This window comes from Sphingomonas sp. MM-1 (genome assembly GCF_000347675.2).
GTDB lineage: Bacteria > Pseudomonadota > Alphaproteobacteria > Sphingomonadales > Sphingomonadaceae > Sphingomonas_E > Sphingomonas_E fennica.
In genome coordinates this window covers 2,592,268-2,618,546 of sequence record NC_020561.1, presented here as the reverse complement: position 1 = coordinate 2,618,546, position 26,279 = coordinate 2,592,268, and the positions used below count along the sequence as shown (strand labels likewise).

The window sequence follows — 26,279 nt, the reverse complement described above, 5'->3', positions numbered from 1 at the left end:
CTCTCCTAGAGATCAGTCGAATGGTCGTCGGTCGCCGTGTAACGCAGCTGGCAGTCCAGAACGAAACTCGGCGTAGCCACTTCGATCATCAGTTCGCCGCAGGCACCATCATTGATTTCCCATCCGGGATGATGGCGTTCGAGAGCAAGGTAAGTCAGTTGCTCGAGGGCGGAATTGAGGCTCTGGTCGTCGCCTTCTCCGGCACAGGCGATCGTCACTTCGGGACACGGAACACTTGCCCCGACGGCGTCAGAGAAGACGCATTCTTCGACCGCACCCATCGAAACGGATTTCTACACGGGCAATTTCGGCGTTGCGCAGCGGGGCAATGATAGCTGCCTTGAGCCGCTGGATTTCACTTTGTGCCTGTGCCGCGCGCTCGGCCTGGCGGACAGCAAAATTCGCCATGATCGCCTGAAAATCAGTCATCAGATTTCTCCTGAGATGTGGGGGCAAGCACCGATCGTCTTGCCCACGAGAACAGGCGAATTCTTTCCTCTGAAGGGCTGCGCCAGCGCCGATGGCGCTGGCGCGATGCCGGACGCATCAGTCGGTGTCCTGAGCCGCGCGCTTGGGAGAAGTTCCAAGCGGACCGCGGCGATCAACGACGGTAATCCGACGGGATTTGGCTTCGATGACCAAGCGCTCCAGGACCCCGTTTCCGGGAAAGGCGACGACATAACGGGGGTCGAGCGAGAGCATACGCTCGTTGCGCTTGAAGCCTGCGCGCGCGCCTAGGCGCGTGTCGAGGGAGAAGCTGATTTGCGGGATGTTGCGTCGTTCCGCCCATGAAGATGCCAGACGGTCAACGCCCTTGGTATCTCCGCCGTGGACAAGCACCATGTCAGGAACCCGGTCGTGGACCTTGTCCAGAGTAGCCCAGACATTGTTGGCAAAGGTGAGTGCGTCCTGCTCGTTTGGATGGCGTGTGCGGCCACCGGCAAAGATCACCGGCGTACCTTCTGGCATGGCGGCGCGGCGCTTGGCTTCAGACCGGGCTCGGACGAACTCGCGGCCCTCGACAAGCGCGGAAGTCAGCATGGCGCTGTGATTGAAGCGCGAACTCGACACGGGCTTCCACGAGGAGCCGAATTCGTTGAGATAGAGGGCAGCGGCCACTTCGCGCATCTCTTCGAGAGCGATCATGGCCCCTTCAGCACACTGCGCACGCTCAATCTGGGTCTCGAGTTCATGGGTATGAATTTCGGATCCATCGGCAGTAGCCAGGAGCGCTCGGACTTCATCGGTTGCGCGGTCGACTGCGGTCGATTTGCGGGTCGCGGAACGGTGAAAGATGTTGACGAACGCCCAGCCGAGGTCCTCGGCATCGGCCTCCAGCGCAGTCCCAGAGACCATCGCAAATAGATCGGACCAGACGGCTTCGAGCGTCTGGACTACCGCATCGTGGACCGGAAAATCATTGGCGGAAACCGGGGCAGGACCAATCGAAAAACCGGAAAGATCGAGGCCGGCAAGTTGGTCTGAAAATGATGAGTGCATGGGTATTGTCCTCCTGACTGGCGTGAGGCTGATGCACCCGCTCATGGCTGCGCCAGCGAGAGCCCGTCAGGGCCAGCTGGAGGCAGTCTCCGCACCCGACAGGGGAAACCTGCTTGGGCAGGCTGGCGCGGGCAGGCCAACGGCCCACAGGGCCGGGCCAACTCGGGCCTGCGCAAGCCGGGTTGCGGAAGACTGGCGGCTGGCCCAGGGCCTTTCTCGCATGGCTTCAGACCATGAGTGCAAAAGCAAGCTTCGTCAGGGAGGACAGGCAGCTCGCCACGTTCAAAGTGACTGACGCATTCAAGCCACCCGCTTTGCGTAAACACCTTCACCGTTCGACATGTGACCGAGGCAGACGTAGTCGCCGAACAACGCTTCAAAACGCGGGGCGATCTGGGACAGCCAGCGTTGTGCTCTGGGCGATCTGGCCGTGCGCCAATCGGCATCCCAATAGGCGCCATCGTCACGCTCGACGATCCATACCGCAACCAGGCCGGCGTAAACCGACACGCCGAAATCCGCATAGGCATTGCGCATGAGGATGCGGTCTTCGCGGCCTCGCCAACCGTCGTGCGCGATCAGAGAAGGGAATGCCTGCCCTGCGCGCTCACGCAGATCCTCGCGGAGCCACTCATATTCGAAGTCCCAGTCGTCGTCATTTTCGACTTCGAGCACAGTGAAGGCGACAATGGCCCCGCTGGGGTAACTGACCGATCGGCCCATGACACCCTCCTTCAGGCGGCCAACGCAGCGTCGGCAGACGCTTCGTCGGTATCATCGGCAGAGATCCGTCCTCCGAGTCTGAGCAAAAGCCTTGATGCTTCCTCAGCCTTCGCGGCAGCGGTGAGAATGGCACGGTCATCCTGCTTCAGGAGCTTGAGCCAGTGCTCGATATAGCTGGCATGGCTATCGAGGTGGGTGACTGGCAGACCGAGTTCAGCGCCAAGCATGGCGCTCGAGAGTTCTGCGACATATCCTGACAGTCCAGCCCTAATTTGAATTTTTGGGGGTCGAGCGGAGGTGCTGGTCATGCTGCCAACTCCTCGCGCTGGGGCTGCTGCGCCCACATCCAGTCGGCGGCTTGCTGGGCCTTGCTGGCGGCGGTGAAGATCGCCCGTGGATCTTTCTTCAGAGCACTGAGCCACGATGCCACATAGGCGGCGTGATCGGGGCGCGGATGATGGGCAATGCCGAGGTCCGCCAGGACGAACGATGCGGTGAGTTCGGCGCAGGCTTCTTCGATCGGCAGCCAATCGCGCTTGAACCGGTCCTGGAAGTTGCGGTCGAGCCGATGCTTTGCCCCTGTGGCGTGGCCGGACTCGTGCAGCAGGGTGCCCATGTGAGCGGCTGCATCGTGAAACGCCGAGAAAGGCGGCATGAAGATCTGGTCGAGATCGATGCGATAATGGGCATCGTAGGCGCCTTCGGTGATCGGAATGTTCAGCGCCGCGACGAATGCTTCGGCATGGGCGAGGCGTTCGGTCTCCGGCAATAGGGTGACCGGCGCAGGCTCATAACCTTCGACCTGCGCGAGGTTGAACACGGTGAAAGCGCGAGCGAACATACGACCGGGCCGCTGATCGCCATCGTCATGGTCTTGATCGACGTTGGACGCAGCCTGCTTCCAGAAAACGACTGTCGTGCCGCGTTCGCCCTTGCGAACCTGGGCGTCGACCGCCTGCCACTGCCGATAGGTGCCCCACAGGCCGCTGGCATAGCCGCTCACCTGTGCGGCCGCCCACAACGCGAGCACGTTCACGCCCCGGTAGCGCTTATGGGATGAGAAGTTCTCGGGCCGCGTGACGGCGGCGCCATCATGATGCCAGGGCATGCGCCAGGTGCCCGCGCCCGCCTCGATGGCGGCAATGATCTCGGTGGTGATGCGGGTATAAACGTCGGCGCGCTCGGCCGGCGCTGATGAGCGGGACATGTTCGATCTCCACGACGGGCGAAGCAGGCCTCTCCCGCTCCTCATCCCGTCACCCCATCTCCAGGCCCTCCTCTCCCTCTACCGCCGCCCGAAAGGGCGGCGTCGCGCCTTCAGGCGCGATCTGGGCCAGCACGCCCTCGATCCGGTCAACCTCGTGCTGGAGCGCTGCTCGTTGCAATCCAGGCAGGCGCTTCTCGCGCAGCAACATCCGCGCCTCGGTGGCGCTCCGCTCCCAGATGGGCCGGTGACGTTCGGCGATGCAGGCGTTCGGACAGCGGGTCGGTTCGCAAAGTGCTGTCAACGGCCGGTTCGCCGAGGAATCTGTCGCACGCTTGAGGCACAAGGCTGTTGCCGGATCGAAGAAGCAATCGGCCAGCGTGCCGACATGCAGGGTGCGGGCAAGGCTGGCGAGCATGGTGCGCAGACGGGACCGGTCGGCGATCATCGCTGGCAATGGGCTGAGTTGCGTGGCCGTCTCATCGAGGACGCGCTCGATGCGCCGGCCCGCTGGTCCGGAAAGGGAGGCCCCACCTCGCCGCCTGTCGAAATAATCGAGCAAGTCGTCGAGCTGGCCGAGTCCGCGCTGCGTCTCCACCTCGGCGCGGAACCCGGAGGCGCTGCTTCCTGCGTAGCCCTCGAAGGCGGCAACGGAGGCATGCTTGTACTGGATCATGCCAGCCACCGTTCCGAAGGGGCGGTTGGCGATATGCCATGCAATGGTGCGGCGAAACTGGCGGGTCGTAATCCGCCAGGGCTTGCCGTCCGGTCCTGGCGGAATAGCGGGCGCCTCGTCCGAACCGAACAGCGTGTTGAGATGGTCACGGTAGGCGTTGATCTGACGGACGATCTCCGCGGAAACGTGCGACTTGCGGCTCCGCGTCAGTGACAGCACGGGCCAGAGTGTATCAAGGCCGCGAGCGTCGGCCGCACGCTTGCACAATAGCTCGAGCACACTGATCGCATCAGCGACAGGAGCAATGGTCACCCACTCGGCCGGCGCTCCCCCGCTACCCTTGCCCTTGTAGGCGGTGGAACGCACGCGGTGCCGTGACACGACGCCATCCTCACTCCGCTTGAGGGTCAGGCATCCCCGACGCATCGCCTGCACCTCGCAATCGCGCATCCCGGTCAGATAAGCGCAGACCACATAGGCTGCCGCCTGCAGCATGCGCTCTTCGAGGATAAGGGACTTGGCATCGAAACGGGGCCGCCATGGTAAACCACGATCGGGATCAATCGAGATCGGCGTATCCATACCGCCAGGTTCGACGCCCATATCCGCGATGGCAGCTTCAATGAGATCGGAAGCACCGCCAGCGAGAGTAAGGTGCATCGCCGGTTCTGCGGCGGCGTCGACCCCGACGTGGAGATGGAGAAGCTGCACGTTGACGACTGGCATGGTCGTCCCGCTGGCCGGATCGATGGAGGCAGATCCGTTGGGTGGGCTTACCCAGACCGGTACGCCTCGGCCTTGCCGCGCGCGCGACCGGAAATAGCGCTGCAATCGCATCCGCTGCCGTTGACGACGCTCGGCGTGTGCCAGTCCCCGTTCGGCAGCAAACCAGCGGTCACGTTGGGCTTCGAGGCGATCAAGCTCACGCCGGGCCGCGAAAATATCCTGCGCGAAGACGGTGACATAGCGCAGCGACCAGGCCAGCAGCGGGGTGATGATCCCCTCGGGCATACGCGGTGTGCGGTTCTCCCGGACATGCCGATAGCCAGCGACGCGCGCAGGAGCCCGTCCTTCCCAAGGCTCAAACGACAGGCCGCCACCGGGAAGATGGTCGCGGTAATGGTATAGATCGATGATCACCTCGAGAAGGTGGCCAACGATGACGGGCCTCCTTGCGGGATCATCACGCAGATGGCGGGCATAAGCATCGATCAGCGCGGGATCGATGCGGCTAAGGTCGAGCACACCCAGTCGTCCGCGCGCAAAACCGAAGAAGCGCCGCGCCCGATTGAACGCTTGCCGGATACAGGCGGGCAATAGCTTCGGACGGTAGCCGGGGAGATCGACGTTGAGACGGGCATAGAGATAGGCGCGCATCGTCGCCTGCACATCGGCATGTTCAAGCACGTCGAAATGCACGGTGACATGGCAGCGCCGGGCGTTCTCGCGGAAAACAGCGGGTCCAAGATCCCAGCTCGGGTCACCGACACGCGACAGTGCCTCACGGGAATGGCCCGGCTTGAGCGGCACAATCGTCAACACGGGCCGATCATCGAACGCGAGCGCCGGGACATAGGCGGGGGCCGTCATGCGCGCGTCTCGGGCGGGAGATAGAGATGCTCGTCGGTTGCGCGCAGCCGCGCTTCGGCGACGACCGCATCGGAAAATGCTGGCAGAATCTGGTTGACTATCCGGGCATGAACCTGCCCGAACTTGGCCATCCAGTCAGAACCAGGCAGGCCCTGCCGTTGATCTTCGACGAATGCGAGGAAGGCCAGGATCGCGGGCAGCTTGCGCGCGGTGATGACAGCGTTGGGGCAATGGAGACACCCCCAGAAAGGCTGAGAACAGGGCGAACCAACCTCGGCGAAGGGACTGCGATGGAAGCCCGCACAAGCGGCGAGCCAGACATCCTGTTCGCCGTCGAGCAGCGGATCGACCGTATCTGGCGGCATCAGCGGCGCGGCCTGTTCGGGCCCTTCGCGCAGTGCCTGCTCCGCAGTGGGCGGGAGTATGGTCGGCATCGCAGCGGCGACCGCCTCGCGGAAGGCATCGGCGACCGCGGCCTCGTGCAGGGGCCGGAGCGAGGGTAGATCCGCGTAATGGCGCGCGGCGACCTCACGGCTATGCCCGACCGCGAACCGAGCCATATGCCCTTCGGTCTTGGTGTACCACAGCGCCTTGTGGGTCTTGCGAAGGCGGGAAAGCAGAAGGTAGAGCGGCTTGCCGTCGTCATCGACAATCCGGTGCCGAGCCACCCACGCATCGAGACGTTCGCGCGGATGACGAATACCGGCGTGCAGCCCGCCAGCGTTGTGGTAGACCCAGAGACAATCAGCGGACAGATGTTGGCGCGCAACTGCCGTGACCTCGATCAGCCGGCGGATAAGGCCACCTGGCGTGCCGATGCCGCCGTCGCGCACGCGCATACTCTTGTGCTCGGCAGCGCGGGCGCGTCGCTTCAGGTAACGCAACTCGACAGTGCCAGCGGATGGGTTGGCCAGGCAATCAACCGTCAACGCCTTCAAGCACTCGGGCTCCAGGCCAGTATCGAGCGAAAGTAGCACGAACAATGGGGGGATATCGGTGACGTGAAGATGATGGCGGCGATGCAGGTCATCGACCAGCGTGCTGATCGGCAGGCCGCGCCGTGCGCGCATGAAATAGAGGCTCTTCAGCGCGGGATGGTCTGCGACGATAAAGCCCTGCCGCGCGATGACCGCTTCGACTTCAGCGCGCGCCCTGGCGATGATCGGATCGCCCTCATCGGTGTGGTCGTCATCGGCGCCGAAACGGCGGAACATCGCTTCGATATCGGCCCTTGCGGCGTCGCGCAGTGCGCGAGCGACGAACGGACTGTAGGCATCGCGCGGGGTCGAGCGACCTGCCGAAGTGGCCAACGTGTAACGAAGCCGCTCATGCAGGTCGGGCGCGATCCGGTCGGGCCGATCTGCCTCCATCATGCGCAATGTGTTGATCACCTTGCCCACGATTATGTGCCGGTGGATCGCGCTCTTCCCGAGTCGCTCGAGCGTGGAGGAAAAACCATCGATATGGGCCGCGTGGAGATCACTGATGCCGGCCACCTTCGGCGCTTCGTCGGCAAGCCAGGCGAAGAAGTGACGATAGACCTGGAGATACTGCTTGATGACGCTGGCCGCACCGATTGATCCGCCGAGTGCCGCTGACCGATGGAGCGCGCCGGCAAAGGCAATGGCGAGCGGACGAGGCTCGAGCCCGGTCATATCGACCAGGACGGTCCCGCCATGCCGCGCCTCGATGGTGAACTTGAGGCCGAGCACCGGATCGGGCTGCACAGCCTCCGGGGTGATCGGAGCGAAAGCGACAGGCCGGCCCCTGCGGGGACGCCCGCTCATGCGCCCTGCGGTCCCGGCAGCAGCGCGAGTAGCTCCTCTACGGCTGCGTCGACCGTATCGGCGCGGGTCGCGATATGGTCGAGGTAGATATAGGTGGTCGTAAGGCTCGCGTGGCCGAGCAGGCGTTGCACCTGTTGCAGCGGGTCGCCCAAGATCAGCCGGTAGCTCTCTACCGCCCCCGCCGGCAATGCGGCTTCGCGTAGTCGCTGCTGGATCAGCAACGCGAGCATATGGACTGCGAAGGTGTGGCGAAGCTGGTGCGGGCTGATCGACAGCGGAAAACCGTTCTCCGCGCACCGCTTGCAGGCCCGAGTGAAGATCACCTCCCACGAGTTGGGACGGACAGGTTGCCCGACCTCGGTCAGCCATAGCGCCGCCGGCTCCCGGAGCGTTCCATCCTCATCACACAGGATCAGGCGGCATCGTTCCTCCGGGGTGCAGATATCCCGCATGCGGTCGAGACCGGCGCGAGTGACAGGGATCGGTCGCTCAAAACTGGCCGCGCCATCGCGCGCGGCAAACTTGGCAACGCCTGCGGCCCGTTCGACGGCGACATAGGCGGCGATCTGACGAAGCAGCCGGCGCGGGACCAGAACGCTGCGTCCTCGGTCGCCCTTGGTGAGCGGCGGCGGGAGAGGCAGCCAAAGTTGTTGTCCATCACCGTCTTCGCGGTCGATCGCCGTGAGCTCGGCAGCGAGCAGGCACGACGCCTCTTCGAGGCGCAGGCCGGTGGTGACGAGAAGATCGGCGAACAGCGCGTTGCGCAGCCCGTTCCGATCGCGCGCGCCAGGGCGCTCGGTGCCGTCAGGGGCGAGACCGCGCAGGCCGACCTCACGGAAAATGCGGTAGTCGTCCATCGGGACGAACCGAACATCCGACCGCCTCGCGACACGTTCATAGGCGTCGTTGCGCGCCGCGATCATGCCGCGACGGCCGCCCTGCGCCGGTCGCCACACGGCACGGCGGCTGAACGGCGCCTCGGCGATCAGCCCTTGCTGCTCGCCCCAGCGGTAGAGGCGATCGAGACTGGCGACGGCCCGGTTCCAGCTTGCCGCCGTGATCCGGTTATCAGCCTCGTCGCGGCGTCGCTCACGATGATAGGCGACCACATCGTCGCGGGTCGCAGTCCACACGGTCTTGCCAAAGGCATCGAGAAAGCGAAGCCAGACCGCGACATCGTAGGCACAGGCGCGAAGCGAGTGCCGCGAGCGGACGCCCGACAGCGGCAGGTCGAGAAAGAAGCGATCCAGATCGGGATCGTAAAGCGCGTCGTCGCGCAAGATCAGCGGCACATGCGCATCGAGACCCTTGGCCTCGCGACGCTCGCAGACAGAGATGATCGACATCAGCGCGAAACCCTCCCCCCGGACCCCCCACCCGGAAGCTGACCTCGCACCGTTGCGCCCTATGGCCCGTCAGTTATCAGGCTGGCCTCCGCCAGCTCTTGGGTCAGCGCTACGGCCAGCCTGATAACTGCCTACCGTCGGCGTCCATCACCACATCCTACTGCAAAGTGCCATGCGGTGCAGACTGTCCAGATAAGGCAATGAGTTCCTCGGCGGCGTAAGCTGCAGAACCAAATCGATTCTTGAGATTGCGGTCGATGCGACTGGCATGGCCGGTCCAATGCGACAGTTCGTGCGCGAGCGTCGCGTAATAGTGATCGAAGCCCGAGAAGAGATGCGCGGGCGGCATTGTCACCCGGTCAGCCACTGGCTCATAATAGGCTTCGTCGCCCTGATGACGCAGGACGGCCGGAATACTGGCAAAGAATGAGTCGAGTTCAGCCTGACGGCCCTCGGGCTCCACCACCTCAAGCGTCGCGGCGGGATGGAAACGTTCCGGAAGACCTTGGACCTGATCGGCATTGAAAACCGGATAGGCCTTCAACACGCGACGACTTTCGTCGGTTTTTTCGCCGGTGTCAGGGGCTTCGACTTCCTTGGTGTAGCTCTTGTAGAAGATGGCGATGGTGGATTTTTCACCCTTGCGCACCTGTGCGCCCAATTCTTTGGCCTGATTGTAGGTCATCCAGAACGGCGAGGCGTAACCGCACATGTCGGCAACCATCCAGAGCCAGAAGACATTCATGCCGCGATAAGGGATGCCGCACGCCCGCAATGGGCGCGAGACTGGCACACCGCGCCACGGCTTGATCCACGGCTTCGTGCCGGACTCGAGGCGGGCGATGATTTCCTGGGTGATACGGGTAGCAGGCGACACTCCGCCGCTTTGTCCCTTGCGATAGGCCATGTTGGATCTCCTGAAATGGCCTGACGACAGTTCCGTCGGTCAGTGCCGGAGATCCCGGAGCCCCCTCCGCTCTCTTTCCATGAAGGAAGCGGCCCCCCGGCATGTGCCGGAGGACCGCTTCACGGTGGCGAGCAGCCGTTCCTGTCAGGAGGAGGTCAGGCGGCCAGCTCGCTCGGCGGCTGATTGTCGTCGTTGGCGACGAAATCCGCGTCGGGACTTTGCGCTTCGTTATCGGCAGGAATTTCCGGCTGGTCGGCAAAGCGCATGACTTCGGGCACCCAGGCGAGCGCCCTCTCCCGAACTTCGACCTCGGTAATGTAGGTCCCCGCGAAGACGCGCTCGGCGCTCATCGCGAGATCGCCCTTTTTCACCGATGCGAAGCGCGAGGACAGTTCCAGGCCGCCGACATCGGTGAGCGCATCGAGAATGACCTGCTTCGAGACACGGTCGAAGTAGTTCGCCGCAGTCGGACGCCAACATTGCGCCATGTCGATGCCGATCGTGCTGCCCAGATGATCCTGGAACGCGATCTGACGTTCGCCTGCCATGTTGAGGCTCGCCTCGAGCGTGCGAGCGACGACGAAGCCGAGCCATGCTGCGCGACTTTCATCAGCGAGTGCCCGAAACATCTTGAAGCGCGACGAAGCGTCTTCGCCGGATCGCCAACTCTCATCGAGACCCGAGCGCAGGTCCGCAAGGGACGCGCTTGCCGGCGCATCCTTCGCTTCGAACCCGACAATCGGACCCGCGGGGACGCCGCCACGCAGGGTCGTGGCCGCGCGTGACCGCCAGTCGTGGGTGTCGGCATCCGCGAGGGTGAAGACCATGATGTCGAGCGAAAGTGTGGATCGGCGTGCAAAAAGGACCCCGTTAGCGGGGTGATCGGCGTCTAAAAGGGACCCCTCATTTCGATAGCCTAAACAGTCGTCTGGATGTTCAGGCGGCGAGATCGGGATGTTGGTTTTGGAGACAGTGGTTCGGATCCGGCGAGAGTTCGCCGGCGGGAAGGCGATCAAGGCGATCGCGCGTGATCTGCATGTGTCGCGGAAGGTGATCCGCAAGGCGATCCGGGCGCCGGAAGGCGCATTTGATTATCGACGCAAGGTTCAGCCGCTACCGCGGATCGGTCCGTTTCAGGATCGTCTTGATGTGCTGCTGGAAGAGAATGAGTTGCTGGGCCGACGTGACCGGCTTCGGATGACCCGTATCCACGACCTTTTGGTGCGTGAGGGTTTCGAAGGCTCCTACGATGCCGTGCGTCGCTATGCGGCACGGTGGAAGGTCGAGCGGCGCAGGAATGTCGGCGATGGGACGACGGCCTTTATTCCGATGCTGTTCCAGCCCGGCGAGGCCTACCAGTTCGACTGGAGCCACGAGGATGTCGAGATCGACGGCAAGCCGATGCGGGTGAAGGTCGCGCATATGCGGCTGTGCGCATCGCGGGCGGTGTATGTCCGGGCCTATCCCCGCGAGAGCCAGGAGATGCTGTTTGACGCGCATGCGCGCGGCTTTGCCTTTTTCGGTGGCGTGCCCAAGCGCGGCATCTACGATAATATGAAGACGGCGGTGACGAGCGTGTTCACCGGCAAGGAGCGGGTGTTCAACCGGCGGTTCCTGATCATGGCCGACCATTATATGGTCGAGCCCACGGCCTGCTCGCCGGCGGCGGGCTGGGAGAAGGGCCAGGTCGAGAACCAGGTGCAGACGATCCGAGGGCGCTTCTTCCAGCCCCGTTTGCGGTTCGCCAGCCTTGAGGAGCTCAATGGCTGGCTGGAAGCCGAGTGCCGGCGCTGGGCCGAACGGCAGGCGCATCCTGAACAGGGCGAACAGACCGTGGCGCAGATGCTGGAGATGGAACGCCCCGCATTGCAACCGATGCTGGGGCCGTTCGACGGCTTCAACGAGAGCGAGCATGGCGTGTCGGGCACCTGCCTGATCAGCTTCGATCGCAACCGATACTCGGTTCTCTCGACGGTGGCACGACGCACGGTGCAGGTCCGGGCCTATGCCGACCGCATTGTCGTCCGATGCGATGATGAGGTCGTTGCCGAACATCCCCGCTTCTTCGGGCGTAACCGCACGATCTATGATCCCTGGCACTATCTGCCGGTGCTGGCCCGCAAGCCCGGCGCTTTGCGCAACGGCGCCCCTTTCCAGGACTGGGAGCTGCCGCCAGCACTGGCTCGGTTGCGCCGCAAGCTGGGCAATGGCGATGATGCCGATCGGCGGTTCGTGCGCGTGCTGGCGGCCGTGCTGACCGACGGTCTGGAACTCGTCGAGGCCGCCGTGCGGGAGGCGCTGGCGACCGGCACGGCGAGCGATGATCTGATCCTCAATATCCTGGCGCGGCGCCGCGAACCGCCGCGACCGCTGACGATCGTCACTTCGGAGGACAACGCCCTGCGGCATCCGCCGATCGCAGACTGTGCCCGTTACGACCAACTGAGGAACTTCCATGCAGCGGCATGACATGATCGACGCGATGCGCGGGCTCGGTCTCAAGGGGATGGCCGGCGCGTTCGATGAGGCCGTCACCACCGGCCTTCAGCGGCAGCGCACGACGATGGAGATACTGACCGATCTGCTGCGCGCGGAGGCAACCCATCGCCACGCAGCCTCGATCCGATACCGGATGGCAGCCGCCAAGCTGCCGGTGGTGAAGGACATCGATGCCTTCCACTTCGAGGGGACGCCGATCAACGAGGCGCTGGTCCGTTCGCTACACAGCGGCGCGTTCCTGCCTGCACGGCGCAATGTCGTCCTGGTCGGCGGCACAGGCACCGGCAAAACCCATCTGGCCATCGCCATCACCGCCAATGTCGTCCGCGCCGGGGCGCGGGGGCGTTACTTCAACACCGTGGATCTGGTGACCCGCCTCGAAGAAGAGGCCCGGATCGGCAAGAGTGGCGCGCTTGCCGCCCAGCTCTCCCGGCTCGATCTCGTCGTTCTGGACGAGCTTGGCTATCTGCCGTTCGCCCGCTCAGGCGGGCAGTTGCTATTCCATCTGGTCAGCAAACTTTATGAGCAAACCAGCGTCGTCATCACCACCAATCTGGCGTTCGGGGAATGGCCCACCGTGTTCGGCGATCCCAAGATGACCACCGCGCTCCTCGATCGCGTCACTCATCATTGCGACATCATCGAGACCGGCAACGACAGCTGGCGCTTCAAGAACCGCAACTGATCCCACCGCATGCCGGGATTAAGATGCTTTGCGCTGCGCGCGTCTCCGGTCGGGCTCCGCCCTCCCTACGCCGCGCGCAGCGCAAGGAGCGTTCCTCGACCGTCGCCCCATCCTTGAGAGGGGGTCCCTTTTGCGCGCCGATCGGGGGTCCCGTTTGGACGCCGATTGACAGCCAAGGCGTCCCCCATTGGGGTACGCGAAACGCACCGCGCCAGAACCGGGGCTGCCTAACGCACGCCTGGGCTGATCGAAAGAAGCCACGCTGGTTTTGTCGAGGTCAAGGAAGGAGCGGTGCAGCGCCAGAATTCCGGCATCATTGCGCACGGCCGCCACCATCGCGGGTAGAAACCGGACAGCACCCTTTGGCCCCAGCGGCATATGCGGGTGGAAACGCAGCTCCGGCGAAGAAATCGTGATGCCTCTGGACACGAGGTACTTTTCGGCGGGGCTGCCAGCGATGGTCGACGCCTCACGCCAGAGCCTCAGCGCATTGCGATTGGCGACTTCCTCGCGCGGTTCGGCCACGATCGGACCACTCGTGCCATCGAACAGGTCCGCAATTCGTATTCCGAGCCCAGCCATAGCTTCTATCACCGCCTCGTTCGTGCAGCCGGCAAAGCAATGAACAAGGATTGCGCGCTTTCCGAGTGTGATGCTTAGCGAAGGAGTGCGGTCGTCGTGGGCTGGGCAACAGCACATTCCGCGCGAACGCGACCAGGCACCGCCCAGCTGCTCAACTATCTTGCGCGCGCGGTTTTCCAGTTGCAGACCTTGGAATTGGGATGATCGGTGTTGGTGCATGGGGGCATCTCCATCGTAACGTGCCTCCACCCGCGCAGCCTCCGCTCTGCGTCGCTGACGTTTCATTTTCCTACATCGGATGTTCTATATATGTTCTTTCCCGATTCGACCACCAAAGGATTCGGGAATGAAACTGAAATGGGCAGTAGTTGCAGGGGCAACGACAGGATTTGGGTCCGTCCTCTCCGCTCACGCGCAGGAGATGGAGCCCCCTCAGATGACCGTTGCCTCGGAGTTGACGACCGACGGCTTCCGCGTTGCAGAAGGAACCGATGGCTTTCGTCTCGTCGAACATGGCATTTGGAGAAAGCCTCCAACGGCCTCGTCCGAGCCGCCGGCTACCGATGCGGGTCGAACCTATCTGCCCTATCGATATCCAAAGCCCCAAGACAGCGCGCCATCGGGCTTCCGTCGGGCAAGCTACCTTCCTCATGTTTACGCTGCTGAGGCTCAATACTCGCTACCAAGCGGCCTTCTCGACGCTCTTGTATGGACGGAATCACGATATAATCCCATGGCCGTCAGCAAGGCTGGCGCCGCAGGTTTGGGCCAATTGATGCCAGGGACAGCGCGGGACCTTGGCGTTTCAAATCGCTTCGATCCCAAGGCGAACATCTTGGGTGCGGCCCGATACCTACGCCAGATGCTGGACAAGTTCGGGGTGGTTCATCTGGCCCTCGCTGCCTACAACGCAGGTCCAGGAGCCGTCGAGCGCGCAGGCGGTATTCCTCGCAATGGCGAGACGCCGGCCTATGTGCGCGAAGTGCTGCGCCATTGGCGTTTTTGAACGGGGGACGTTGTGAGCGCGGGTCGGATACGAGTGTCAGGAACGCTAAGCGGTGGCAGACGCGGAATGATCCTGACTACCACTTCTGACGATGTCTGGATTATCGAAGGCGATGATGTTCGTGAGGACTTCATTGGATATACAGTGACCGTTGAAGGCGTTGTCGCGGGCATGGATCGGATACGCGCCGACTGGCTCGGGGTGGAGAGTCATTCTTCCTGACTATCCTGCGGCGGATATTTCGCGACGATCAGTAGGACCTCCCTGCCCCACAGTGCGAGAGCTTCGCGTTTTTCATTCGTGTACTGATGCCGATGATAAACCCCGGCGACACCAGCCATTGCCGAGCCGGACTGATGATTGAGAACGGCCTCTGAAACGACCAGCGGTATTCCAATCCTCTGCAGTCCGGTCGCCACCGTCCGGCGAATGTCATGCATGGTAAAATGAGCGGCTTCATAGCCGAGTTTCTCGTCCACGCTTGCCCTTATCCGCTTCCAGGCCTTTGACAGCCCACTGACACTGTTTGTGCTGGTCACCTTGGATGCCAATAGAATTTGGGATTGCTTGTGAGCGTCTTCAGGCGCGACCCCGGCGGCCGCGAAGATGTCGGTGACGACCTCGAGGGCCTGTGCGGATAAAGGCACCAAATTTGCCTTGCCGTTTTTCGCTCTATCTCCTGGTACAGTCCAAACTTTCCCCTTGAAGTCGAACTCGTCGCAAGTGGCGTCGAGCACCTCTCCCCGGCGCTGGGCTGTGAGAATCAACATCTGCACAAGATGACCAAACGGATAGCCATCCTCGACGGCGGCTTGCCACAGTGCAGCGACCTCTCGATCGCTGAGCACCCGGTCGCGAGGCTCGCTCCTTTTTGGGCGCCAGGCGTCCCGGCACGGATTGGCTGGCAAATGTTCAAGTCTGGTGAGCGCCCATGAGTAAAACGTCGAAAGGTGCCGATAAACGATGCGAGCCATCGTCAGGGTTTCCTTGCCCCGCTCAAATGCGATCTTCTCTACGAAGCGGCTGACGTCGCTTCGGGTGATCGAATCGGCGAGGCGGTCGCCTAGCTCAGGTTCGATGTACTTGCGGAAAACCCGGTCGAACTCATTCGCGCTCCGCTTTTTGCCGACGATCTGTTGAGCCAGATATGTCTCGTATAGCTCGGCGACGGTGCCGACACCCTTCGATCCCTTCCTCTTCGCTCCCGGCTTTCTGGCGATGCTTTTGCCTTGCTCAACGTCGACGAGCAGGTCCCGCGCCTTCCGACGGGCGTGTGCAAGAGTGAAATTCGGGCCATGCCGCCCGATAGTCACGTTCAACCATTTACCTTGAACGCGCTTACGCAAGATATAAGTTTTGGTGCCGCTCGCTCCCATTCGGAGCCGCAGACCGGTCACGATGCCATCAGCGACCTCAATTTGCCCGCTTGCAGGCGCTTTCAAACCTGCGATTCGAGCATCCGTCAAACCAACTTTGTTCGCCATATGTCCCTGCTACCTTAGGTAGCTTTTTGTAGTGAATACTGGCGAACATTTCAAGAACAATACGGACTATGAATCGCAGAGTTCTGCCGCTTTTGGACCCATGCGGAAGCGCAAGGACCCTCTGATTTCGGCTCTTAATCAGCGGGTCCTAGGTTCGAGCCCTAGTGCGTCCACCAATCTTTTCAACGACTTAGTGCAGACCCGGAGGGGCCACCGTCCTAGAAAGACGGGAATTAAGACGGTTGCAGGGCCTCAAGGTTTTTTCGGAGGCTTGCCCTTCAACCGAGCAATCTCCCCCTGCACGTGCCGCCGCAGCCGCTTCACCTGCTTACGCAGCGATCCTGATTCCAGGGTATCGGCTGAGCGATCCGCGTAGGCCAGAAAATTGCGCGGTCCCGCGTCGGTGAAGCGGACGTTGAGCTTGCGCGTGTAAATCTGCTTCGCCTTCCCAGCCGCTACTGCGCTCGAGCCGACACGCTCCGTTTTCTTGAGTGCTCGCTTCACCGTCCGCCACTGGCGCGATAGCGACTTGAGCCGTAGTTTCGCTTCGACGTGCCCCAACTGATAGCCTAAATATTGAAAGGTCAACGTGCTGGCGCCCGCTAACGTCACCCGCTCCGTCTTCGCCTTCTGTAGCGCAAGCCCCCACGCGAGCAGCCTATCTTCGACCAGTTTCTCAAGGGTATTTGCGGATGTCGGATGACAGGCGATCAGGATGTCGTCGGAGTAGCGTTGATATAGCGCGCCCCGTTTCGTCGCCTCCACTGCAAGCTCCATGTCCAGCGCGGTCATGTACAGGTTCGAGAAGCTGGCGCTGATGGGCGTCCCCTGCGGGATGCCGACCTTGTTGGGGTTCTTGTTGATCGGCACGCCAAGGGCCTTGATTTGCCCGATGGTGGCAAGCGGATGGTGCCCTCGCTCCTTGATGCGCTGGGCCAAGTGATCGTGTTTCTTAAGGTCGTCCAGGTTGACGTAATGATAGCAGGTAATCGCCTTGAGGATGGCGTACCAGTCCCCCGGAATCTCGCCGCCGCCCAATATCCACCGGAGACGCTCCTTCAACCGGCCGTGGTCGAGATTGTCAAAGAAACCCGTCACGTCGAAGCACATGACCGTCAGTGATGGTTGGGAGCGCACATAGTCCTGAACACGTCGGGCAAAGTGATAGTTGGAGAGTCCGAGTGAGCGATAGGCGATCACAGTCTCGTCCAGCGAATTGTCTCGATACCATCGGTCAAGCAGCGCAACTAGCTCCGCTGAGTATTTGCTGAGAATGCAGGCATCCCGATGGGATGCGAACATGATGGGCCGCTCCTTGGGGACAGTCTTGCGTTCCCTCGCCTTGTAGCGCTTCTCAGTCTTTATGTAGTGGATCAGAGGCGACCAAGGGTGCCGGATCACCTGCTCCGGGCATAAGCCTTCCGCAAAAGCGACTTTCACTGGCACGTCAAAGTGAGAGTATCCGCGGACGCGGAACCAACTAGGCGTCTTCATACGCCAGTCGTAGCATTAGCAGAGTCCGGGGGCCAGTCTTGACCCGAAACCCCAGAATTAACTGGATGCCCCCGGACGCACACCACAATCCACCCCTGTTAGGCCCCGAGTAGAGCCGCTCTTCGGTGCGGGTCTGAAACGCTAAGTGGTATAGTATGATCGAGGAGGTCCGAGCTATGCTCAATGACCCGAGTATCGAACTCGCCGGGTGGCTCGGCTACGGCACAGCCGTAATCGCGGCCATCATATGGCGGGTTGCACGTTGCAACGATCGTATCCGTCGGCCAATTCCGGGGACGAGCACAAAGTAGGAACAGAAGCTCGCTCTTCAAGGGGTGAGCAAATATTTTTCACGCTTGCGCTTCCGAGCCTTTCGGCTGTTCCCTACTTCGGTGGCAAATACACCACGCCCCCGCGCCCCGGCTCGGTGGGCACGCTCGCCACCGTCCGCCCATCACGGACGATCAGCAGCCGGTCGGCCGTCCCGCCGCCCGCAACGGGCAAGTCCGGTTGCGACCCGTGGGCTTCGGGCGGGAGCCAGTTCAGACCGTCCGGGCGCATGGAGCAGCCGCCCAGCAGCATCATAGCCGTTGTCACCAGTGCCTGCTTCATTTCACCCTCCCCACCGCCACACTTCGCCTGCCTCGACGGAGGCCCCTCCCCCCAGCGGCTCGGCCGCAAACAACGAGAGGGCGGCAAAGGCGAGCCAGTATATCCGGCATATCAAGCAAGGCCGCATCCTCGCGCGCTTCTGGCGCTGGCGCACTCGGTCGGCGTGTTCTTCCTGTTCCAGCCGCAGCACTAGGTTGAGAACCCATACAAGTTGTTGATACTTTCTGGTAAATATCTGCCTGCGATAGGTTCGAGCAGGAGCGGCGATGGCACGGCATTTGTTTTGGTTGTCGGATGAGGCGTGGGCGGCGATCGAGCCACATCTTCCGCATGGGCGCCCGGGCAAGCCTCGGGTCGACGATCGGACGGTGATCTCTGGCATCCTGCATGTGCTCAAGACAGGCTGCCGGTGGCGCGATGTTCCGGCTGCATATGGGCCGCCGACCACCATCTACAATCGCTACAACCGGTGGGCATCGCGCGGCATCTGGCAGCGCTTGTTCGAGAAGATCGCTGGTGCCGGGCCGGTGCCGGACGAACTGTCGATCGACAGCACGCATGTGAAGGCGCACCGCTCGGCAGCGGGCTCAAAAAGGGGGAGTGGCAGGAAGCGATCGGCCGCTCGCGCGGTGGGCGGACCTGCAAGGTCCACTGCCTGGCCGATGATCGCGGCCGACCGGTTGCCATCGCCCTGACACCCGGCAATGTCGCCGACATCAGCATGGCGGTGCCGCTGCTAAGCGTCACCGCTCCGGCCCGACGCCTGATCGGCGACAAAGCCTATGACGCCAACAGCCTGCGCCGCTGGCTCGCCGAGCGGCGCATCAAGGCCGTGATTCCGTCCACTGCCTCACGCCGCACGCCCTACCCGCTGAACAGGCGCATCTATCGCCGCAGGAATGTTATCGAGCGCCTCTTCTGCAGGCTCAAGAACTGGCGCCGCATCGCCACGCGATATGACCGATATGCCACCAATTACCTCGCCGCCATCGCACTGGTCGCCACCATCGCCGAGTGGATCAAATGAGTCCCCAACCTAGCGCCTCTCCTCAATCCTCCCTACCGGTCCGGTCGTGGCGCATGTCCAGCATTAAGGCGAACAGGACGACCAACAGGACGACCAACAGGAAGGTCAGGACGCGCACCGCTATCCCAGCGGCCACTGTCATGCTCCCCACCGCCACGCTTCCGCGCGCTGCGAGAGGCCCTCTAGGTGCCCATCCCAATCGGCCCGGAGAAGGCGAACGTCCGCTTCGTCGGGGGCATCGCCCGCGCGCAGTGCAGTCATCAGCCGGGCATGGGCGTCAGCTTGGTCGGGGCTATAATTGGCCGGGGTGTCCAGCACGAGGATGCGGCCCCAACCATGCGGGCGATTGTGCAGCCGGTCGGGGCGGGGATTGGTGGGCATGGGGTTGTCTCCTTTTCTGGAGACTTCCAGTTGCCCAATGGTGTGTTATTTCGGCAACACACTTCTTGAGAGGGGCCGCAGATTATGGCTCGTAGGGATTGGTGTCCCGGTAGTAGCGACAATCGTGGCACATGCGGTTGTGCGGCCCTTCGCTGGGGAAGGGCTTGCCGCAGGTGATACAGGGCCGAACCTGAGTATCTGGCGAATGACCCCCGGCTAACCGGCTCCGGCCCGGATGCTTGGGGCCGAGTTTGTATGGCTTGGGCTTGGTCACACGTTGCCCTTCCGCGCCTCGTCGCGCGCGGCCTCGTATTCCATCCTGTCGCCGGACGTGAGCCGGTCCAGCACCCAGCGGGGCGGGTCGTAGGCCCCGCGCACGGCCAGCGCCGCGAGGCGGCGGGCTTCGTCGCGCTGGCGACGTGCGGCAGCGGCGCGGGCAATGCGATTGGCGGCGGCGACGGAGAGCGTCACGCGCCCGCCCCGGCCAGCGCCTTCACCGACTTCGCGGCCTTCACGGCGGGGGTGGTCCGCAGCGCCAGCACGGCACCGAAGCGCCGGGTGGTCGCACTGCCCGCCGCCGCGACCTGAGCGATGGCGACTTCGGCGGCGTCAAGCTGGGCACTATCCACCGGCGCGAAGCGCGCCGCCGCCCGCGAGCGGACAAGGGCATGGGTGCCCACATCAAGCCCGGAGAGGAAGGCCGGGGCGTGCAGCACGGCGGCGACGGTGGGCAAGTCGCCCGCCTCCACCGCGTCCAGCACGAACTTGCCCCGCGCGGCGGGCTGCTTCATCGCCTTGATGTGCGCCCGGACTTCGGAGGCCAGTGCCAGCCCTTCCGGCGACTTGCGGGCGGGCACGTCCAGCGCGGTCGCTACCCGCTGCGCCAGCGTGTCGCGGTAGCCCTTCAACTCCGCCATGCGACGGTCAACCGCCGGGGAGACGCGGGCCAGCGCCTGTTCAGCGGCGGTGACGAACTCTTCCGCGTCCACGATGCGGGTCGGCTTGCCGTTGACCATGCGGACGTTGCCGCTGACTTCCGTGTGCCCGCCCCGGTCGGCGGGATACTGGCGGCGCAAGGCAGGCTCCGCAACGGCCTGCAAGTCCCGCTCCGCGTCATTCAGCCGCCCATAGCAGTCGTAGCAGAGCCGCAGGGCCTCACGCGCGGCGGACAGGGCGGGAATGCCCAGGGTGTCGGGACGGTTGAGGGTGTCGCTGACGTTCAGCAGGGCGTCGGGGTGCATCGACAGCGGCACGTCACCGCGAACAGGGGTGCTTTCGTCCAGAGGGGTCGGCATGGGGTAGTCTCCTTCTCAATAGTAATGGCCGATGACGCGGCCAGACGTGACAATCCGGGGGGCGGAGTTGACGAGGTAGCGGACGGCATCGGCGAAGTGGTCGTTGGCCGACGTGTCCACGTCCTCCATCCGCACATCGTCGCGGGGCAGCAGCGGCAGGGTTTCCAGCCCGAAGCGGCACCGCTCGGACATCCACAGGCCGGGCGTGTCCGGGTCGCCGTCGCGGGCGGCGGCCATGAGGGACTTCACCTTCACCCAGCCGGAAATGCGATCCTTGGTGGGCTTGGTCAGGTGCAGGCCGTGCCGTCCAAGCTGTTCGAGCAGCGTGTCGTTCTGCAATCCCCGCGCGTCGTCGCCCACGCCATGCGGGCGGATGCCCCACCGCTCGCAAGCCGCCAGCACTTCCTCCGCCACCATCTGCGGCGGCCAGCTCTTGCCCAGCGAGGGGTCGTCGGAGCGGGCGCTATGCACTTCGTCCACGATGATCCACGATCCCTGCGGGAATACCCGCCCTCCGGGTCCAATAAGACCCGGACGCCGGGCATGGACGGCCAGCACGGCGGCGGTCGGCGCGGACCAGCCCCAATCGAGCGCGACGCAGCTATACCAGCCGTGGCCCTTGCCCTTCGGCACCCGGAAACCGGGATCGTCGGGAATGATGAGATGGTCGCCGAACACGTCCGCGAAGAACGCCCCGGCAAGGTCGTTCCAGTTGTTCTCCAACCACGCCGACGCCAGCGCGCGGTCGCCGCCTGCCGACGCGATGATCGACCGGGCGTAACGCTCCGTGTCGATGGTCGGATTGTCGATGTAGGTGGAGGGGGCATATACCCAGCGGGAGCCATCGGGAAGCTCGTAGGGCTTCCACGGCACCCGACCATGCACGTGCATCCGGGCGATGGTGGCGTGCAGCGGCCCGCCGGGGTTGCCCAGCACGATCATGCGGGTGGGGATGCCCGCCGGGCCGCGCAGGTTGGCGCGCAGCATGTTGATGTGGCGCAGGGTCGTGAAGTTGGTGATCTCATCGACGGCCAGCAGATTGGCTTCCTGCCCCTGCCACTTCACCACGTCCTTCTGCGACGACAGGTTGCCCAGCGTGACGACCGCGCCGTTCGGGCAGCGGATCACGAAATCGGCGCGGTTGCTGGTGATGCCGCCGGGGAAGGCGTCGCGGAACAGGGCTTCGAGCTCGTCCCACAGGTTCGCCAGCGACTTGTAGGTGGCCCGGAGGATCAGGACGCGGGCCTTGTCCTCGTACTGGACGCAGTGGCGCAGGACGAGCAGCGCCAGCGCGGTCGTCTTGCCGGAGCCGCGCCCGCCCAGCAGGGCGAGGTTCAGGTCTTCGGCACCGCCAGCACCCGTTCCTGCCACGGCGTCGGGGTGGTGAGCTTAGGCGTCGCCATCGCTGCCCCCGTCGCCCACCATTCGGGCCTCCGCCTCGACCATCGCCGCGTAAGCCTTGGCCTCCATCGCGGCGGGCAGGTTGATCTGCACCGCGACCTTGGGGCTGGCGTCGGTCTGGCCCGTCTCCCGGTAGCCGTGGCGGGTCTTGAGCAGGAACATGGCGGCGGCAATCGCGCCCTTCCGGGCCGCAACCAGCAGGCTATGCACAAGCTCCTGTTCGAGGCCCGCGAGGCCCGTCGCCCATGCCTCCTCGACTTCGGGCTGGCGCTTCCGGCATTCGCGCAGGATGCGCGGCGACATGCCCAGGGCAGAGGCGATGCTGGTGGTAGGGTAGCCGTTCCTCGCCATGTCGCTGATGATGGCGAGGCCGGGGGCGTTGATCGTCACCGTGCCGTAGCGGTCGTCGCGCGTCGTCGGCAGGGTGGCGGTGGCCGGGGGGCTGGCTTCAATGTTCATGTTATGTTCCATAGCGCATTTCCATGTGCTGAGCCGTCCTTTTTACCGTCCTAATCTGAGGTTTCTGCTCGATGATTTCTGCAAAACCAGTGGTTTGCGTGGCGATACCTGCTGATTGCTGGTCAGCGGGTCCGGGGAAACGGCCGGGGGAGCGCCCGAAAAGGACCGTCGCGGTCCCTTTTTTAGCTGACACGAAGGCGGGATGGGCGAGGAAACCGGGGGGCGACGCCGGGTTTTCCGGGTTTTCCGGGAATGCTGCCCACCCCTACTCCTACTACGGCTATTCTTGTTGTTGTTAACAACAACAGAAAACAAGCCGAAGCTCCTTGGGGCTAGTGCGGTTCCCGGAAAACCCGGAAAACCCGGGATAGTGTCAGGACGATGCGCTAGAAGGGACATGCCGGCTCCCCCCGATAATCGAGCAACGCTTCCTCCGGCTCCCCGGCCAGCCACCATTCCTGCACATTTGCCGTGTTCGGGCGGGCGCGGAGCGTAACCCCCAGAAACGGCACGTCCTTGTGCCGCCGCAGCAGCCTGCCCGCGCGCCTGCTATCCCACACGCCGCGATCAAGCATCCGAGCCAGCGCCGTCCGCAGTGCCTCGCGGCGAGACGCCGATCCCAATTCCGCCATCGTAAATCGCGCGCCAATGCCGACATGTTCGTGAAGCAGCCGCAGAAGCTCAACCTTCTCCTCTACGTCAGCGTCATCTTCCTTTACCGCTGCCCGCGTCTCAGCCGGGTCCGCGTGGCCCAGCCAAACCAGCGCGCCGCGCACCAAGTCCCAATCCTCAAAGCTGCCGAAGGGCGGCACGGTGGCAGGCTTCCCCGCCGCGACAAATGCGCGGACGACCGTGAGCGCATCGGTAACCAGCGCCGGGCGAGCCTCGCGCACGTCCGCGACCGCGTCAAAGTCAAAGCTCCGCTCATCGGGATTGGCCATGTGGGCGTCCAGGCGGCACCTAACTGCCCGCCGCGCCATATCGCCGCGCATACGGATGTTGTTGCCGGTCGCCAGCGTGAGCACGCGCGTAGAAAGCCGCACCCGTTCGCTCTGGCCGAGAATGCGCGCCTGCACCGTCTCGCTGGTGAGCATGGCGCACAGGAAGTCGCCTTCTAAATCAGACGAGACATTGTCAATCAGGATAACCGGGTCGCCCGTCCGCAGAATGGCGACCAGCCGCTTCTCGTTCTCGTCGCCGTCATCGCTATGCGTGACGCCTGATGGCGGAACGCCCGTACCCATGATGCCGATAATCTCAGCGAGCTTGGTCTTGCCGGTGCCGCGCGCGGGCGCGTCAATGAGGTGCAGAGGGCAGGTCCGCATCTCCCCCCGGATTACGGCAGCGATCATGCCGGACAGCGCCACTGAGCGGTCGGCATCGGCGACGAAGGGGAAGCCCCGGAGAGGATGCGCCAGCCGCACCAGCGCGGCCTCCGCCTCTGCCTGCGTCGGCGTCATATTGCCGGGCGGGAACATGCCCGGCGGGAAGGCGAGGAACAACCTGCTTTCCGGGTCGTAGCCCGGCTGCTCACAGCGCAGCGTCGGCGTCATGGAGAGGCCCCGCAATGGCGGGAAGCGGCTTTCGTCGGCAACGGCCCCCAGCATGGCCATGAGGCCAGCCGGAGGCGCGACGGGCACGATCTTGTTGCCGCTTCGCTGCGCGAAATTGCCTACGCGGCTGGCCTCAATGGCGAGCCATGCCGGAGAGGCCGAACGCAATTCTACCAACCCCGCGTGGCGAACAATCTCGTCACCGTCGCGCACCGGCTCTTCCAAGGTGCTGACGCGCACAAGATCAGAGCCGCGCCGATATACGCGCCCGCTCTTGGCGATCAGCATTTCCTCAATTTCCGCGAGGACCGCATGGGTATCGGGCCTGCCGATAAGGATGGCGTCCGGGGGCAGCGGCTCCCCGGCCTCTGCGGCGGCCATCCCCAGCCAATCCCTCAGCCGCTTCTCACACGCCCGCATCCCGATATTTTCGAGAAATGCGGGCAGGCCCGTTACCGGCTCCCCGGCATCGCGCTTCTCAGCCGTGGCGATGGCCTTGCCGCGCCGGTCGCGCGGGTTGTCACCCTTAAGCGCGACAATGGCGGCGATAATATCCTCAGCCGTTTCGGCGGCAACGCCCGCATGAATAAGAGCGCCCGCCAGAGAGAGGCAGAAATTGTCGCGCCCGCCTTCCGGGGGATAACAGGCGGCGGCGAACGCGGCGAAAGCAAGGATGCCCGCCTTAAGGCGCAATTCCTCCCATGCCATAGTCGGCACGTCCGCGCTGACCCGTGGGTTCCAGACCAGCCGGTCGCCCTCAATCACCGAGGGCGGGAACACAGTATAGCCCTTGCCCGCTCGCAATTCCAAAATCACGGACTTGGTAAGCCCAAGGTCCGCGATGGCTTCCTGTTCGGGATTCTTGGTGAAGGCGAACTGCATCACCGCATCGGGCGCATCCGCACATACCACAATTCTATGGCCGGGGGCGTCCGCCGACAGGCTGGCCCGGCGGAATGCCGGCAGATCTGCGAAGAAGCAGCCCAGCCCGGACAGTGCGCGCGCTTCCGCACAGTCAAAATCAATGTCAACAAGATGGCCCGACTTTGCGCCAAGCTGCACACCGATATTCTTGCCGTCCTCAAAATCACGGCCCTTTGGCTCAGCGTTCTGCCACCCCTTTTCGCTTACCGGCTTCTTGCTGTCCGGCCGCAATACGACCAGCCGCATCCCCGTGCCGATATAGTTCATCGCGGCCCCGACCGTGTCGGTGCTGGGCAAGGCGTCAGCCATGGGCCACCATCCCCTTCACGGCCTGGAACCGTGCTTCGGCAATCTGGCTTTCCCAAAGCAGCAACCGCTCAGCTTCGCGCCGCACCGCCACATTCATCATCGGCGGCAGGCAGGCGCGCAACATTTCCGGGGTAGCGTCCCATCGGGCCTGAATGCGGCCGACCAAGTCCCGACCATCCTCATACTCGCGGTCGAGATCGAACAGGGCTTCCGCGAAACGGACGGCCTCCCGCGCCGCATAGTATAGCGTCTCGTAGTCCCCGTTGCTGATTTCCCAGAGCCAAGGATGGTCGCTAAATGAAGGGGCTGCGGCTCGGTAAGTAGCGCCCTCGCCCGCCCCCTTGCACGGGGCGGGCATTTCGTATTCAGCTACGCCCACGCTTGCCTCCCTCGCCCAGAAGCCAAGCGTCAAGGTCGCGCACATGGTAGCGCACGACGCGATCATTGACCTTGTGGAAGCGCGGGCCGGTGCCCTTTGCGCGCATATCTTCGAGGCCCCGCCGGGTCAGGCGGAGATAGTCGGCGGCGTCGTCCGGGGTGAACCACGGCGACACGCGGCGGGGCGGCAGGTCAGCAAGATGGCGTGTCACGATGCCCGCGACCCGCTCGGCAAGCTGGCCCCATGAATCATCAAGTGCAGCGGTCATGAGAAGCTCCGACGGATCAGCGTTGGCGCTCCGGCCATCCGCTGAGTTGGTTCCGTCGGCCCGCTAAGTCCACGCGGCCCGCGAAGGGCCTCCAGAGCGGCTGGGGGCGTAGTGGTGCCCGCCGGTCATGGCCGGGGGTCGTTCCCCCGATGGGCCTGCGCTTGCGCGCTACCTCAACCAGACGATGA

General features: G+C 63.7%; 27 protein-coding genes and 1 pseudogene. 5 read left to right on the top strand and 23 right to left on the bottom strand.

The window, feature by feature from the left end:
* Positions 1–5: 5 nt before the first annotated feature.
* From G432_RS12560 to G432_RS12515, 11 genes are all read right to left on the bottom strand, one after another.
* Positions 6–281: a DUF6878 family protein gene (locus G432_RS12560; RefSeq protein WP_236626772.1), complete on the bottom strand. Its 276-nt coding sequence runs from the start codon at positions 279–281 to the stop codon at positions 6–8.
* A complete protein-coding gene (locus tag G432_RS24110; protein ID WP_236626771.1) occupies positions 250–429 on the bottom strand; it encodes a hypothetical protein in 180 nt (59 codons plus the stop codon). Before G432_RS24110 ends, G432_RS12560 begins: the two co-directional genes overlap by 32 nt.
* 117 nt (positions 430–546) lie before the next feature.
* Positions 547–1,500 carry a DUF2493 domain-containing protein gene (locus G432_RS12555; RefSeq protein WP_015459197.1) on the bottom strand — a complete coding sequence of 318 codons (954 nt, stop codon included), beginning with the start codon at positions 1,498–1,500 and terminating at the stop codon, positions 547–549.
* Positions 1,501–1,800: 300 nt separating this feature from the next.
* On the bottom strand, positions 1,801–2,223 hold the full coding sequence (locus G432_RS12550) for a hypothetical protein (RefSeq protein ID WP_015459196.1): 423 nt from the start codon (positions 2,221–2,223) through the stop codon (positions 1,801–1,803).
* Between the two features lie 11 nt (positions 2,224–2,234).
* Positions 2,235–2,531 carry a zincin-like metallopeptidase domain-containing protein gene (locus G432_RS12545; protein ID WP_015459195.1) on the bottom strand — a complete coding sequence of 99 codons (297 nt, stop codon included), beginning with the start codon at positions 2,529–2,531 and terminating at the stop codon, positions 2,235–2,237.
* On the bottom strand, positions 2,528–3,430 hold the full coding sequence (locus G432_RS12540; RefSeq protein WP_015449374.1) for an ArdC family protein: 903 nt from the start codon (positions 3,428–3,430) through the stop codon (positions 2,528–2,530). Before G432_RS12540 ends, G432_RS12545 begins: the two co-directional genes overlap by 4 nt.
* A gap of 49 nt (positions 3,431–3,479) precedes the next feature.
* Complete coding sequence (locus G432_RS12535; RefSeq protein WP_015449375.1) at positions 3,480–5,693, bottom strand: phage integrase; 2,214 nt, start codon at positions 5,691–5,693, stop codon at positions 3,480–3,482.
* Positions 5,690–7,480 (bottom strand): hypothetical protein, encoded by a 1,791-nt coding sequence (locus tag G432_RS12530; RefSeq protein ID WP_037465845.1) that lies wholly within the window; start codon positions 7,478–7,480, stop codon positions 5,690–5,692. Before G432_RS12530 ends, G432_RS12535 begins: the two co-directional genes overlap by 4 nt.
* A complete protein-coding gene (locus G432_RS12525) occupies positions 7,477–8,826 on the bottom strand; it encodes a tyrosine-type recombinase/integrase (protein WP_015449377.1) in 1,350 nt (449 codons plus the stop codon). Before G432_RS12525 ends, G432_RS12530 begins: the two co-directional genes overlap by 4 nt.
* 157 nt (positions 8,827–8,983) lie before the next feature.
* On the bottom strand, positions 8,984–9,733 hold the full coding sequence (locus tag G432_RS12520; RefSeq protein WP_015459194.1) for an ArdC family protein: 750 nt from the start codon (positions 9,731–9,733) through the stop codon (positions 8,984–8,986).
* A gap of 155 nt (positions 9,734–9,888) precedes the next feature.
* Complete coding sequence (locus tag G432_RS12515; protein ID WP_015459193.1) at positions 9,889–10,560, bottom strand: hypothetical protein; 672 nt, start codon at positions 10,558–10,560, stop codon at positions 9,889–9,891.
* 127 nt (positions 10,561–10,687) lie between these two features.
* Here G432_RS12515 and istA point away from each other — a divergent pair, with 127 nt between their 5' ends.
* Both istA and istB read left to right on the top strand, forming a co-directional pair.
* Complete coding sequence (istA, locus tag G432_RS12510) at positions 10,688–12,202, top strand: IS21 family transposase (RefSeq protein WP_015460387.1); 1,515 nt, start codon at positions 10,688–10,690, stop codon at positions 12,200–12,202.
* Positions 12,189–12,917 (top strand): IS21-like element helper ATPase IstB, encoded by a 729-nt coding sequence (gene istB / locus G432_RS12505; RefSeq protein WP_015459191.1) that lies wholly within the window; start codon positions 12,189–12,191, stop codon positions 12,915–12,917. The genes istA and istB overlap by 14 nt, the downstream gene beginning before the upstream one ends.
* Positions 12,918–12,935: 18 nt before the next feature.
* Here istB and G432_RS24440 read toward each other — a convergent pair whose 3' ends face one another.
* Positions 12,936–13,499, bottom strand: coding sequence for a DUF7146 domain-containing protein (locus G432_RS24440; RefSeq protein ID WP_443024293.1), 564 nt, complete (start codon positions 13,497–13,499; stop codon positions 12,936–12,938).
* Positions 13,500–13,845: 346 nt separating this feature from the next.
* On the opposite strand from G432_RS24440, the gene G432_RS22580 reads away from it, so the two are divergent.
* Positions 13,846–14,505, top strand: a complete 660-nt coding sequence (locus tag G432_RS22580) for a lytic transglycosylase domain-containing protein (RefSeq protein ID WP_015459189.1) — start codon at positions 13,846–13,848, stop codon at positions 14,503–14,505.
* A gap of 66 nt (positions 14,506–14,571) precedes the next feature.
* Entirely contained in the window at positions 14,572–14,727 is a 156-nt protein-coding gene (locus G432_RS23740; protein WP_172595472.1) for a DUF5818 domain-containing protein, read from the top strand.
* On the opposite strand, the gene G432_RS12500 is transcribed toward G432_RS23740, so the two are convergent.
* The 3 genes from G432_RS12500 to G432_RS12490 all read right to left on the bottom strand — a co-directional run bounded on the left by G432_RS12500 (position 14,715) and on the right by G432_RS12490 (position 18,095).
* Positions 14,715–15,989 (bottom strand): tyrosine-type recombinase/integrase, encoded by a 1,275-nt coding sequence (locus G432_RS12500; RefSeq protein WP_015459188.1) that lies wholly within the window; start codon positions 15,987–15,989, stop codon positions 14,715–14,717. The two genes, G432_RS23740 and G432_RS12500, sit on opposite strands and share 13 nt — an antisense overlap.
* A gap of 252 nt (positions 15,990–16,241) precedes the next feature.
* Positions 16,242–17,291, bottom strand: a complete 1,050-nt coding sequence (locus G432_RS12495; RefSeq protein WP_144062041.1) for a reverse transcriptase domain-containing protein — start codon at positions 17,289–17,291, stop codon at positions 16,242–16,244.
* Between the two features lie 576 nt (positions 17,292–17,867).
* Positions 17,868–18,095, bottom strand: a complete 228-nt coding sequence (locus G432_RS12490) for a hypothetical protein (protein WP_015459186.1) — start codon at positions 18,093–18,095, stop codon at positions 17,868–17,870.
* Between the two features lie 266 nt (positions 18,096–18,361).
* Here G432_RS12490 and G432_RS22575 point away from each other — a divergent pair.
* A pseudogene (locus G432_RS22575) lies at positions 18,362–19,122 on the top strand (IS5 family transposase).
* Positions 19,123–19,260: 138 nt separating this feature from the next.
* Here G432_RS22575 and G432_RS23295 read toward each other — a convergent pair.
* The 8 genes from G432_RS23295 to G432_RS12435 all read right to left on the bottom strand — a co-directional run bounded on the left by G432_RS23295 (position 19,261) and on the right by G432_RS12435 (position 26,091).
* Positions 19,261–19,503, bottom strand: a complete 243-nt coding sequence (locus G432_RS23295) for a hypothetical protein (protein ID WP_015459185.1) — start codon at positions 19,501–19,503, stop codon at positions 19,261–19,263.
* Between the two features lie 270 nt (positions 19,504–19,773).
* A complete protein-coding gene (locus G432_RS12465) occupies positions 19,774–19,974 on the bottom strand; it encodes a hypothetical protein (RefSeq protein ID WP_015459184.1) in 201 nt (66 codons plus the stop codon).
* Entirely contained in the window at positions 19,971–20,798 is an 828-nt protein-coding gene (locus G432_RS12460) for a hypothetical protein (protein WP_051128732.1), read from the bottom strand. The genes G432_RS12465 and G432_RS12460 overlap by 4 nt, the downstream gene beginning before the upstream one ends.
* Before the next feature lie 15 nt (positions 20,799–20,813).
* Complete coding sequence (locus G432_RS12455; RefSeq protein ID WP_015459182.1) at positions 20,814–22,169, bottom strand: phage terminase large subunit; 1,356 nt, start codon at positions 22,167–22,169, stop codon at positions 20,814–20,816.
* Positions 22,170–22,187: 18 nt separating this feature from the next.
* Positions 22,188–22,658: a hypothetical protein gene (locus G432_RS12450; RefSeq protein WP_236626769.1), complete on the bottom strand. Its 471-nt coding sequence runs from the start codon at positions 22,656–22,658 to the stop codon at positions 22,188–22,190.
* 386 nt (positions 22,659–23,044) lie between these two features.
* Entirely contained in the window at positions 23,045–25,444 is a 2,400-nt protein-coding gene (locus tag G432_RS12445) for a bifunctional DNA primase/polymerase (RefSeq protein ID WP_015459180.1), read from the bottom strand.
* Positions 25,437–25,823 (bottom strand): hypothetical protein, encoded by a 387-nt coding sequence (locus G432_RS12440; protein ID WP_041864905.1) that lies wholly within the window; start codon positions 25,821–25,823, stop codon positions 25,437–25,439. Before G432_RS12440 ends, G432_RS12445 begins: the two co-directional genes overlap by 8 nt.
* On the bottom strand, positions 25,810–26,091 hold the full coding sequence (locus G432_RS12435; RefSeq protein ID WP_015459178.1) for a helix-turn-helix transcriptional regulator: 282 nt from the start codon (positions 26,089–26,091) through the stop codon (positions 25,810–25,812). Before G432_RS12435 ends, G432_RS12440 begins: the two co-directional genes overlap by 14 nt.
* Between the last annotated feature and the right edge of the window lie 188 nt (positions 26,092–26,279).

Coding starts and splice junctions, on each gene's coding strand:
- G432_RS12560 (WP_236626772.1), bottom strand. CDS start 281: ATGGGTGCGGTCGAAGAATGCGTCTTCTCTGACGCCGTCGGGGCAAGT.
- G432_RS24110 (WP_236626771.1), bottom strand. CDS start 429: ATGACTGATTTTCAGGCGATCATGGCGAATTTTGCTGTCCGCCAGGCC.
- G432_RS12555 (WP_015459197.1), bottom strand. CDS start 1,500: ATGCACTCATCATTTTCAGACCAACTTGCCGGCCTCGATCTTTCCGGT.
- G432_RS12550 (WP_015459196.1), bottom strand. CDS start 2,223: ATGGGCCGATCGGTCAGTTACCCCAGCGGGGCCATTGTCGCCTTCACT.
- G432_RS12545 (WP_015459195.1), bottom strand. CDS start 2,531: ATGACCAGCACCTCCGCTCGACCCCCAAAAATTCAAATTAGGGCTGGA.
- G432_RS12540 (WP_015449374.1), bottom strand. CDS start 3,430: ATGTCCCGCTCATCAGCGCCGGCCGAGCGCGCCGACGTTTATACCCGC.
- G432_RS12535 (WP_015449375.1), bottom strand. CDS start 5,693: ATGACGGCCCCCGCCTATGTCCCGGCGCTCGCGTTCGATGATCGGCCC.
- G432_RS12530 (WP_037465845.1), bottom strand. CDS start 7,480: ATGAGCGGGCGTCCCCGCAGGGGCCGGCCTGTCGCTTTCGCTCCGATC.
- G432_RS12525 (WP_015449377.1), bottom strand. CDS start 8,826: ATGTCGATCATCTCTGTCTGCGAGCGTCGCGAGGCCAAGGGTCTCGAT.
- G432_RS12520 (WP_015459194.1), bottom strand. CDS start 9,733: ATGGCCTATCGCAAGGGACAAAGCGGCGGAGTGTCGCCTGCTACCCGT.
- G432_RS12515 (WP_015459193.1), bottom strand. CDS start 10,560: ATGGTCTTCACCCTCGCGGATGCCGACACCCACGACTGGCGGTCACGC.
- istA (WP_015460387.1), top strand. CDS start 10,688: ATGTTGGTTTTGGAGACAGTGGTTCGGATCCGGCGAGAGTTCGCCGGC.
- istB (WP_015459191.1), top strand. CDS start 12,189: ATGCAGCGGCATGACATGATCGACGCGATGCGCGGGCTCGGTCTCAAG.
- G432_RS24440 (WP_443024293.1), bottom strand. CDS start 13,499: ATGGCTGGGCTCGGAATACGAATTGCGGACCTGTTCGATGGCACGAGT.
- G432_RS22580 (WP_015459189.1), top strand. CDS start 13,846: ATGAAACTGAAATGGGCAGTAGTTGCAGGGGCAACGACAGGATTTGGG.
- G432_RS23740 (WP_172595472.1), top strand. CDS start 14,572: ATGATCCTGACTACCACTTCTGACGATGTCTGGATTATCGAAGGCGAT.
- G432_RS12500 (WP_015459188.1), bottom strand. CDS start 15,989: ATGGCGAACAAAGTTGGTTTGACGGATGCTCGAATCGCAGGTTTGAAA.
- G432_RS12495 (WP_144062041.1), bottom strand. CDS start 17,291: ATGTTCGCATCCCATCGGGATGCCTGCATTCTCAGCAAATACTCAGCG.
- G432_RS12490 (WP_015459186.1), bottom strand. CDS start 18,095: ATGAAGCAGGCACTGGTGACAACGGCTATGATGCTGCTGGGCGGCTGC.
- G432_RS23295 (WP_015459185.1), bottom strand. CDS start 19,503: ATGCCCACCAATCCCCGCCCCGACCGGCTGCACAATCGCCCGCATGGT.
- G432_RS12460 (WP_051128732.1), bottom strand. CDS start 20,798: ATGCCGACCCCTCTGGACGAAAGCACCCCTGTTCGCGGTGACGTGCCG.
- G432_RS12450 (WP_236626769.1), bottom strand. CDS start 22,658: ATGAACATTGAAGCCAGCCCCCCGGCCACCGCCACCCTGCCGACGACG.
- G432_RS12445 (WP_015459180.1), bottom strand. CDS start 25,444: ATGGCTGACGCCTTGCCCAGCACCGACACGGTCGGGGCCGCGATGAAC.
- G432_RS12435 (WP_015459178.1), bottom strand. CDS start 26,091: ATGACCGCTGCACTTGATGATTCATGGGGCCAGCTTGCCGAGCGGGTC.